Source organism: Mycobacterium sp. (assembly GCF_052145595.1).
Lineage (GTDB): Bacteria > Actinomycetota > Actinomycetes > Mycobacteriales > Mycobacteriaceae > Mycobacterium.
Genome location: NZ_JBKQOI010000108.1, coordinates 1 through 9,447, shown reverse-complemented (window position 1 = coordinate 9,447; position 9,447 = coordinate 1). Strand labels below are relative to the sequence as shown.

At 65.3% G+C, this 9,447-nt stretch carries 10 protein-coding genes; 9 read left to right on the top strand and 1 reads right to left on the bottom strand.

The window, feature by feature from the left end; translation table 11 throughout:
• A partial coding sequence (locus ACLP4W_RS09785) for a sensor histidine kinase (RefSeq protein ID WP_442385940.1) occupies window positions 1-1,184 on the top strand: 1,184 nt, incomplete at its 5' end.
• A gap of 12 nt (window positions 1,185-1,196) precedes the next feature.
• Here the strand turns inward: ACLP4W_RS09785 and ACLP4W_RS09780 are convergent.
• Window positions 1,197-2,555, bottom strand: a complete 1,359-nt coding sequence (locus tag ACLP4W_RS09780) for an FAD-dependent oxidoreductase (RefSeq protein WP_442385939.1) — start codon at window positions 2,553-2,555, stop codon at window positions 1,197-1,199.
• 168 nt (window positions 2,556-2,723) lie between these two features.
• On the opposite strand from ACLP4W_RS09780, the gene prfB reads away from it, so the two are divergent.
• The 8 genes from prfB (at window position 2,724) to ACLP4W_RS09740 (ending at window position 9,220) form a co-directional block, all read left to right on the top strand.
• Window positions 2,724-3,842, top strand: coding sequence for a peptide chain release factor 2 (prfB, locus tag ACLP4W_RS09775; RefSeq protein WP_442385938.1), 1,119 nt, complete (start codon window positions 2,724-2,726; stop codon window positions 3,840-3,842).
• Window positions 3,829-4,830 (top strand): mechanosensitive ion channel family protein, encoded by a 1,002-nt coding sequence (locus tag ACLP4W_RS09770; protein WP_442385937.1) that lies wholly within the window; start codon window positions 3,829-3,831, stop codon window positions 4,828-4,830. The genes prfB and ACLP4W_RS09770 overlap by 14 nt, the downstream gene beginning before the upstream one ends.
• On the top strand, window positions 4,827-5,318 hold the full coding sequence (locus ACLP4W_RS09765; protein ID WP_442385936.1) for a hypothetical protein: 492 nt from the start codon (window positions 4,827-4,829) through the stop codon (window positions 5,316-5,318). Before ACLP4W_RS09770 ends, ACLP4W_RS09765 begins: the two co-directional genes overlap by 4 nt.
• A gap of 44 nt (window positions 5,319-5,362) precedes the next feature.
• Window positions 5,363-6,052 (top strand): cell division ATP-binding protein FtsE, encoded by a 690-nt coding sequence (ftsE, locus tag ACLP4W_RS09760; protein WP_442385935.1) that lies wholly within the window; start codon window positions 5,363-5,365, stop codon window positions 6,050-6,052.
• Window positions 6,053-6,946 (top strand): permease-like cell division protein FtsX, encoded by an 894-nt coding sequence (gene ftsX / locus ACLP4W_RS09755; protein ID WP_442385934.1) that lies wholly within the window; start codon window positions 6,053-6,055, stop codon window positions 6,944-6,946.
• 2 nt (window positions 6,947-6,948) lie between these two features.
• Window positions 6,949-7,458: an SsrA-binding protein SmpB gene (smpB, locus tag ACLP4W_RS09750; protein ID WP_442385933.1), complete on the top strand. Its 510-nt coding sequence runs from the start codon at window positions 6,949-6,951 to the stop codon at window positions 7,456-7,458.
• Complete coding sequence (locus tag ACLP4W_RS09745) at window positions 7,455-8,300, top strand: EamA family transporter (RefSeq protein ID WP_442385941.1); 846 nt, start codon at window positions 7,455-7,457, stop codon at window positions 8,298-8,300. Before smpB ends, ACLP4W_RS09745 begins: the two co-directional genes overlap by 4 nt.
• A gap of 74 nt (window positions 8,301-8,374) precedes the next feature.
• Window positions 8,375-9,220, top strand: a complete 846-nt coding sequence (locus tag ACLP4W_RS09740; protein WP_442385932.1) for a maleylpyruvate isomerase family mycothiol-dependent enzyme — start codon at window positions 8,375-8,377, stop codon at window positions 9,218-9,220.
• Window positions 9,221-9,447: the final 227 nt, after the last annotated feature.

Sequence of the window (9,447 nt, the reverse complement as noted above, 5' to 3'; positions counted from 1 at the left end):
CGTTCAGCGATGACGACGAGGTGCTGGTTCAGGCGCTGGCCGCCGCCGCGGGGATTGCCATCGCGAACGCCCGGCTCTACGAGCAGGCCAAGACGCGCGAGTCGTGGATAGAGGCCACCCGCGACATTGCCACCGAATTGTTGTCCGGCACGGAACCCGCGACGGTGTTCCGCCTGGTCGCCGAGGAGGCGCTCGAGCTGACCGCCGCCGACGCCGCGCTGGTGGCCGTTCCGGTCGACGAGGGCTTACCGGAAGCCGACGTGGCGGAGCTCATGGTGATCGAAACGGTGGGCAGCGGTGTGGCTTCCATCGCTGGGCGAACGATTCCCGTGGTCGGCACATCGGTCGGGGACGTCTTCGTCGACAGCAAGCCACGACGGATCGACCGGATCGAGTTGGACGGCGTGGATGCGGGCCCCGCGCTGATTCTGCCGCTACGGGCCACCGGTACCATCGCCGGTGTCGTTGTCGCACTACGCCAAGGCAATTCGGGTTCCTTCACGCCCGAACAACTGGAGATGATGGCCGCGGTCGCCGATCAGGCGGCGGTGGCCTGGCAGCTGGCCACCGCGCAGCGCCGGATGCGCGAACTCGATGTGGTCACCGACCGGGACCGCATCGCGCGCGATCTTCACGACCACGTGATACAGCGGCTCTTCGCGGTCGGCCTGGTGTTGCAGGCCACGGTCCCGCGGGCACGCGATTCGGAAGTGCGGCAACGACTTACCGACGCCATTGATGATCTGCAGGGCGTGATCCAGGAAATCCGGACCACGATCTTCGATTTGCACGGAGCGGCACAGGGAATCACCCGGCTGCGGCAGCGAATCGACGAGGCCATCGCCCAATTCGGTGGTTCTGGGCTGCGCACCTCCGTCCAATACGTCGGTCCGTTGTCGGTGGTCGACGGCACGCTGGCCGATCACGCCGAGGCGGTGGTCCGCGAGGCGCTCAGCAACGCCGCTCGGCACGCGCAGGCCACCACGGTAATGGTTCGGATTACGGTCGGCGACGATCTGTGTATCGAGGTGAGCGACAACGGTCGCGGGATGCCCGAGGAGGTCACCGGCAGTGGTTTGACGAACCTGCGGTGGCGGGCGACGCAGGCCGGTGGTGAGTTCACGATCGAAAGCCCTGCCGCCACGGGGGGAACACTGCTGCGGTGGTCGGCTCCGCTGCTCTAAATCCTGCGGGGGTCAGCCGTGGCTGATGTGCAGCAGCTGGGCCAGGCTCGGCAGTTTCACGCGGGGGCGGCCGTGCGGCTCGCCGGCCGCCCGCTCATGGCGATCGATGACCTCCCAGTGCGCGGAGGTGACCAGCTTCGGCTGGCGCGAGGCGAGCCAGTCGGCGAGCTTGTAGGCGTGGTTTTCGGTGAAGTCTGCGAGTTCATCAGCGCCGGCCAGGTCTTTCAGCAGGGTGTCGACGGTGTCCTGCGAGTCCTTTTTATTGGTGCCGATCACACCGGTCGGGCCGCGTTTGATCCATCCGACCACGTATTCGTTGCGGCTGCCGGCTATCCGGCCGGCGGCGTTGGGTATGGTCCCGCTCTCGTCGTCGAACGGCAGCCCTGGGGTGGGAACGCCACGGTAGCCGACCGCGCGCACCACCAACTGAACAGGTAGCTCCTCGCGATCGCCAGTGTGTTTGGCCAGCACCCGCCCGTTCTCGGTGACCAGCTCGTTGCGGCCGAGCACGATCCGTTCCACTCTGCCCTCGCCTTTGATCTCGACGGGTGACGTCAAGAACCGGAACACGATGCGCCGATGTCCGGGCCGGGGCTCGCGGCTCGCGTAGTCGCGTAGCACCTTGATGTTCTGCTTGGCGATCTTGCCCACCGTCGCCGCGTCCTCGTCGCTGATGCCCGCCAGGTGTGCGGGATCGACCACCACGTCGACCCCCTCGAGGTCGGCCAGCTCGCGCAACTCCAGCGTGGTGAACGCGGTCTGCAACGGCCCGCGCCGGCCGAGGATCACCACTTCCTCGACACAGCGGGGGCGCAGCGACTCCAACGCGTGATCGGCGATATCGGTGAGCGCGAGCACGTCGGGGTCGGTCACCAGGATGCGCGCGACGTCGAGGGCGACGTTGCCGTTGCCGACCACGACAGCCCGGCCGCCCGAAAGGTCGGGCGCCATCTGCTGGAAGTGGGGATGCGCGTTGTACCAGCCCACAAAATCTACCGCGGCGATACTGCCCGGCAGGTCCTCACCGGGAATGTTCAGTGCACGATCCGACTGCGCTCCGACGCCGTAGATCACCGCGTCGTAACGCTCGGCGAGTTCGGCGGTCTGGACGTGTTCGCCCACCACGACGTTGCCGAAGAAACGGAAACGGGGGTCTTCGCCGGTCTTTTCGAACTGGCTGCTGATCGACTTGATCTTGGGGTGATCGGGCGCCACGCCGGAGCGCACCAGCCCCCATGGCGTCGGCAGCATCTCGAGCATGTCGACGGCCATGTCGATGTCCTCCGACGCGTCGGCCGCCTTCAGCAACGATGCCGCGGCGAAGAAACCCGACGGTCCGGAGCCGACGATGGCGACGTGATATGGGCGCATACTCGAGCTTTCTATTCCTGCCCGCCGGTGTGGCGAGGGGCTGTCACATCGCAGTCGCGGGCGCACGTGATGGTCACTTGATGCTAAACGCTGATCCGGGGGCCACAGTGCCGCCGGTCTCGACCTGGGCATTCGCCGCGGGCCGAGACGCCGGTAACGTGGTCGGCTGTGGAACCCGACCGTCAAGCCGACATCGCCGCCCTCGACTCCACCCTGACCACGGTGGAGCGGGTGCTCGACGTGCACGGTCTGCGCAGCCGCATAGAAGAGCTCGAGCACGAGGCGTCGGATCCCAACCTGTGGAACGACCAGGCCAACGCGCAGCGGGTGACCAGCGAGCTGTCCCACACCCAGGGCGAACTGCGGCGCATCGAGGAGCTGCGTCAGCGCGTCGACGACCTGCCGGTGCTTTACGAACTGGCAGCCGAAGAAAAGGAGGCAGGCGCCACCGAAGCCCTCGCCGAGGCCGACGCCGAACTCAAGGCGCTGCGCGCCGACATCGAGGCCGCCGAGGTGCGCACTCTGCTCTCCGGCGAGTACGACGAGCGCGAGGCGCTGGTCACCATCCGCTCCGGTGCCGGCGGGGTGGACGCCGCCGACTGGGCCGAAATGCTGATGCGGATGTACATCCGGTGGGCCGAGCAGCACAAATATCCCGTCGAGGTGTTCGACACCTCCTACGCCGAAGAGGCCGGCATCAAAAGCGCCACGTTCGCCGTGCACGCTCCGTTCGCCTACGGCACGTTGTCCGTCGAACAGGGCACCCATCGGCTGGTCCGGATCAGCCCATTCGACAACCAGAGCCGGCGTCAGACGTCGTTCGCCGAAGTCGAGGTGCTTCCGGTGGTGGAGACCACCGACCACATCGACATTCCGGAAGGCGACGTGCGAGTGGACGTTTACCGTTCCAGCGGGCCGGGCGGCCAGTCGGTGAACACCACCGACTCCGCGGTTCGTTTGACCCACATCCCGACAGGTATCGTGGTCACTTGCCAGAACGAAAAATCGCAACTGCAGAACAAAGTTTCGGCGATGCGGGTGCTTCAGGCAAAGTTGTTGGAGCGCAAGCGATCAGAAGAGCGCGCTGAGCTCGACGCGTTGAAAGGTGAGGGCGGCAGCTCCTGGGGCAACCAGATGCGCTCCTACGTACTGCACCCGTATCAGATGGTCAAGGATTTGCGAACCGAGTACGAGGTGGGCAATCCGGCGGCTGTTCTGGACGGAGACATCGACGGGTTCCTCGAAGCGGGGATCCGGTGGCGCAACCGAAAAGATGACGACGGATAAAACTCTTCTTGCTTCGGCAATGACACAGCGCTGGCACGACTTCTGGCGCGGCGAAATCGGTGAGTGGATCATCACCCGGGGTCTGCGGATCGTGATGCTCCTGATCGCGGCGGTGCTGGCGGTCCGCTTCGTCACCTGGGTGGCCCAACACGTGACCCGGCAGCTCGACGAGGGCTTCGCCGAAAGCGACGCCCTGGTGCGGTCGGAGGCGACCAAGCACCGCCAGGCCGTGGCGTCGGTGATCCAGTGGGTGTCGATCGTGGTGATCGCCATCTGGGTCATCGTTGAGATCGGCGGCGTCCTGCAGTTCTCCGTGGGTGGGCTCATCGCGCCGGCCACCGTGCTGGGTGCGGCGCTGGGTTTCGGTGCTCAGCAGCTGGTCAAGGATTTACTGTCGGGGTTTTTCATCATCGTCGAGAAGCAGTACGGCTTCGGTGACCTGGTCGCGCTGACCGTCAGCGGGGTCGCTGCCGAGGCGCGCGGCACCGTGGAGAACGTGACGCTGCGGGTGACCAGGCTGCGCTCCTCGGACGGAGAGGTGTTTACCATCCCCAACGGGCAGATCGTCAAAACGGTCAACCTCTCCAAGGACTGGGCACGCGCGGTGGTGGATATCCCCGTGTCGACCAGCGCCGACCTGAACCGGGTCAACGAGGTCTTGCACCAGGAGTGCGAGCGCGCGCTGGACGACCCGTTGCTGGGTGAGTTGCTGCTGGACGCGCCCACCCTGATGGGGGTGGAAAGGATCGAAGTCGACACAGTCACCCTGCGCATGGTCGCCCGCACGCTGCCCGGCAAGCAGTTCGAGGCGGGCCGGCAGCTGCGTGTGCTGGTCATTCGGGCGCTCGCGCGCGCCGGTATCGTGACCGCGGCCGACGCCACGGTGGGCCTGGTCGAAGATCCCGCCGTCCCTGCCGCCCAGGCCGCCTTGGAGAAGGAAGACGCGACAGCGCACGAAAAAACCCAGGATCGGGTGCAGCAGCGGTGAAGTTCACGCTGAACATCCTCGAGAAGCGCAGCGAAGATACGGAACGGCGCTGGCCGAGCTACATGTTCAGGGGGCGGATGCGCACGTCGACCTTCGTGTTGATCATCGCGTTCCTGGCGGTGTGGTGGGTCTACGACACCTACCGCCCGCAAGAATCGACGCACGGCGGCCCTCCGGCCACGCAGGTGGTGCCGCCCGGTTTCGTGCCCGACCCGAATTACACCTGGGTGCCGCGCAGCCGGGTGCAGCAGCCCCCGGCCACCGACACGATCACGCCGACCCCGACCACCGCGGTGTCCCCGACCCCGACCACGGTGCCGCCGCCGCCCGTGACCACCACGCCGCCGCCGCCGTTCGTGCTGCCGACGCCGCCATGTCTGCTGCCGCCACCCTTCTGCCCGCCAAGCGCGAGCCCGACCCCCTCAGCCCCGCAGCAACCGCAGCCGGGGCCCGGTCCGGTGCCCACACCTGCGCCACCCACCAGCTGACTTTCGCCGACCAGCGAAATTCACCGCTACACTGGCGTGCCGTGATGATCACCCTGGACCATGTCAGCAAAAAGTACAAAGCGTCGGCGCGTCCGGCGTTGGACGACGTCAACGTCAAAATCGACAAGGGTGAATTCGTCTTCCTGATCGGCCCGTCGGGTTCGGGCAAGTCGACGTTCATGCGGCTGCTGCTGGGCGCGGAGAACCCGACCACCGGCGACGTCCGGGTGTCGAAGTTCCATGTCAACAAAATGCCTGGTCGGCACGTACCGCAGCTGCGCCAGGTGATCGGCTGCGTGTTCCAGGATTTTCGGCTGCTGCAGCAAAAGACGGTGTACGAGAACGTCGCCTTCGCGCTGGAAGTCATCGGCAAACGCACCGACACGATCAACCGGGTGGTGCCCGACGTCCTCGAGACAGTCGGCCTGTCCGGCAAAGCCAACCGGCTGCCGGACGAGCTGTCGGGTGGCGAGCAGCAACGGGTCGCGATCGCCCGCGCGTTTGTCAACCGGCCCCTGGTGTTGCTGGCCGACGAGCCCACCGGCAACCTCGACCCGGACACCAGTAACGACATCATGGATTTGTTGGAGCGGATCAACCGCACCGGCACGACGGTGGTGATGGCGACGCACGACCACCACATCGTCGACTCCATGCGGCAGCGGGTCGTCGAGCTGTCTTTGGGCAGGCTGGTTCGCGACGAACAGCGCGGCGTCTACGGGATGGACCGCTAAGTGCGCTTCGGCTTCCTGCTCAACGAGGTCCTGACCGGGCTTCGTCGCAACGTCACCATGACGATCGCGATGATCCTGACGACCGCGATTTCGATCGGCCTGTTCGGCGGCGGTCTGCTGGTGGTTCGGTTGGCCGACAACTCGCGGGCCATCTACCTCGACCGCGTCGAGACGCAGGTCTTCCTCACTGAGGACGTCTCGGCCAACGACCCGTCCTGCGGCACCAACCCGTGCAAGGCGCTGCGGGAAAAGATCGAACGGCGCGACGACGTCAAGTCGGTGCGGTTCCTCAACCGTCAGGACGCCTACGAGGACGCGATCCGGAAGTTCCCGCAGTACAAGGATGTGGCCGGCAAGGATTCCTTCCCGGCGTCGTTCATCGTCAAGCTCAATAACCCCGAGCAGCACAAGGACTTTGATTCCGCGATGCAGGGCCAGCCCGGGGTGCTTTCCGTGCTCAATCAAAAAGATTTGATCGACCGGCTGTTCGCGGTCCTGGACGGCTTGAGCAATGTCGCGTTCGCTGTCGCACTGGTTCAGGCCGTCGGAGCAATCCTGTTGATTGCCAACATGGTTCAGGTCGCTGCGTATACGCGGCGCACGGAGATTGGGATCATGCGACTGGTGGGGGCCAGCCGCTGGTACACTCAGCTGCCCTTCCTGGTGGAGGCGATGTTCGCCGCGGCCGTGGGTGTGGCCATCGCGATCGTCGGCTTGATCGTGGTGCGGGCACTGTTCCTGGACAATGCGCTAAACCAGTTCTACCAAGCTAATTTGATCGCCCGGGTCGACTACGCCGACATCCTTTACATCTCGCCGTGGCTGTTTCTGCTCGGCGTGTCGATGGCCGCGTTGACGGCCTACGCGACGCTGCGCCTTTACATACGGCGATAGCTGTGGCCAACAATTCCCGCGGCGGCAAGGCGGTTGGCGGCAAGCGTGGTAGCAAACAAATCATCGCCACCAATCGCAAAGCGCGGCACAACTATTCGGTCATCGAGTTGTTCGAGGCCGGAGTGGCATTGCAGGGCACCGAAGTTAAGAGTCTGCGGGAGGGGCATGCGTCGTTAGCCGACGCGTTCGCAACGGTTGACGACGGCGAAGTGTGGTTGCGTAACTTGTACATTCCCGAGTACCAGCATGGTAGCTGGACCAATCATGATCCTCGTCGCAACCGAAAGTTGTTGTTACATAGGCAACAAATCGACAGACTGGTCGGGAAGATACGAGATGGTAACCTCACCCTGATGCCACTGTCATTGTATTTCTCCGAGGGCAAGGTCAAAGTCGAGCTGGCTCTAGCGCAAGGCAAGCGAGCGCACGACAAACGCCAGGACATGGCCCGCCGGGACGCGCAGCGCGAAGTGCTTCGTGAACTGGGTCGCCGAGCGAAGGGCATGAACTGATCGGGGCCGCTTACGCCCAGCTGTCGGCCGTTACCTACGGCGTAAGCGATTTCGTGGGCGGTGTGGCCGCTCGACGGGTGTCCGCGTTGCGCGTGATGCTGGTGGCCTACCCGATCGAGACAGTGTTGCTTGGTGCGGCGGCCATCGTCGTGGGTGGCCCGATCCAGCTTGGTGCGTTCTTTTGGGGCTGCCTGTACGGCATCGGCATGGCGTTCGGCATGTGGGCGTTCTTCGCGGCGCTGGGTGCCGGGCCGATATCGGTGGTCTCACCGTTGGCGGCCGTCCTTAACGCCGCCGTGCCGGTTGCGGTCGGAGTGGCCCTGGGGGAGCGGCCCGGACAGGCGGCCGCGGTGGGCGTCGTCCTGGCTCTGATCGCGGTAATGCTGGTCAGCCGCGAGGCCACGGTCGTGGGCACCACGCCATATCGATTCACCCCGAAGGTGGCATGGCTCACGGTCCTGGCCGGGTCGGCGATGGGGCTGAACCTGGTCTTCCTTCATCAGGCGCCACACGCCTGCAAACTCTGGCCGCTGGTGTTCGCCAGGCTGTCCGCCACCGCGGTGGTGGTCGTTATGGCGGGGTTCAGCAAAAACCTGCGACTGCCGCGCGGAAAGCCACTCAAGCTGGCACTCGGCGTGGCGCTGCTGGACATCTGCGCCAACGTTTCCATGCTGCTGGCGCTGCACACCTGGCTGCTCTCGTTGGCCAGCATCTTGATCTCGCTGTATCCGGCGGCAACGGTCGTGCTGGCGATGGTGGTGCTGCGCGAGCGGGTGAGTCGCTGCCAGGGAGTGGGCATGGTGATGGCTATGGGTTCAGTGGCGATGATCGCCGCAAGCTGAGGACTGTGACGCGCCTTACCACCGTCGCGCGGGTCGGTCTGTCGATGGGGAAGTGATCGGCCTAATATCCGACCATGGCAGACCGCCCTATCACTCGAGTCGACAAGTCCGACGTGCTGTCTGGCCTTTTCGCCGTGTGGGACTCCATCGACGCGCTGCTCGATGGGCTGCCCGAGACCCGCTGGCAGGCGCCGACGCCGCTGCCCGGGTGGGACGTGAAGGCCGTGGTGGCGCACATCATCGGCACCGAGTCATTCCTGGCCGGCATTGCGGCCCCCCAGCCCGATATGGACGTCTCGACGCTCGACCACGTGCGCAATGACATCGGGGTGATGAACGAGTGCTGGGTCCGCCACCTCAGCGAGGAATCGGGCGGCAGCGTTCTCGAGCAATTGCGCGCGGTGACCGGCAAACGCCGGACAGCCTTGACGAGCATGTCCGACGATGAGTGGAACGCACTGACGCCGACGCCGGTGGGCCCGGAGAGTTACGGGCGGTTCATGCGTGTCCGGGTGTTCGACTGCTGGATGCACGAGCAAGACATGCGCCAGGCGTTGCTGCGGCCGTCGTCCGACGACGAGCTCGACGGGCTCGCGTCGCAGCTGTCCCTCGACGAGGTGGCTGCCACGATGGGTTACGTCGTGGGCAGGCTCGCCAAAGCGCCCGATGGTTCGCGCATCCTGTTCGAGCTGACCGGTCCGCTGGCCCGCAGCATCCGCGTCAACGTGGACGGTCGCGCTCGGCTGGTCGACGACTTCGGTGGTGAGGAACCGACGGCGACGATCCGGCTCGACGGGCTGCAGTTCACCAGGCTCGCCGGCGGGCGCCCCATGAGCCCCGCCCGTGCTGAGGAAATCGACCTGGCCGGCGACAAAGATCTGGGGGCCAAGATCGTCGAGCACCTGAACTTCGTGATCTGACCGCAGCCTCGGCACGGAAGATAATCCCGTTGCCGCTCGTTGATGGCGGCGTACCATTGGTTGTCCTGCCGAAAGTCGGTGGGAGTGCGAGGGGCTGAAAGGTTTCGACTTCGCGCATCGAATCAAGGGAAGCGTGCCGGTGCAGGCAAGAGACCACCGTAAGCGTCGTTGCAACCATATAAGCGCCGATTCACATCAGCGCGACTACGCTCTCGCTGCCTAAGCGA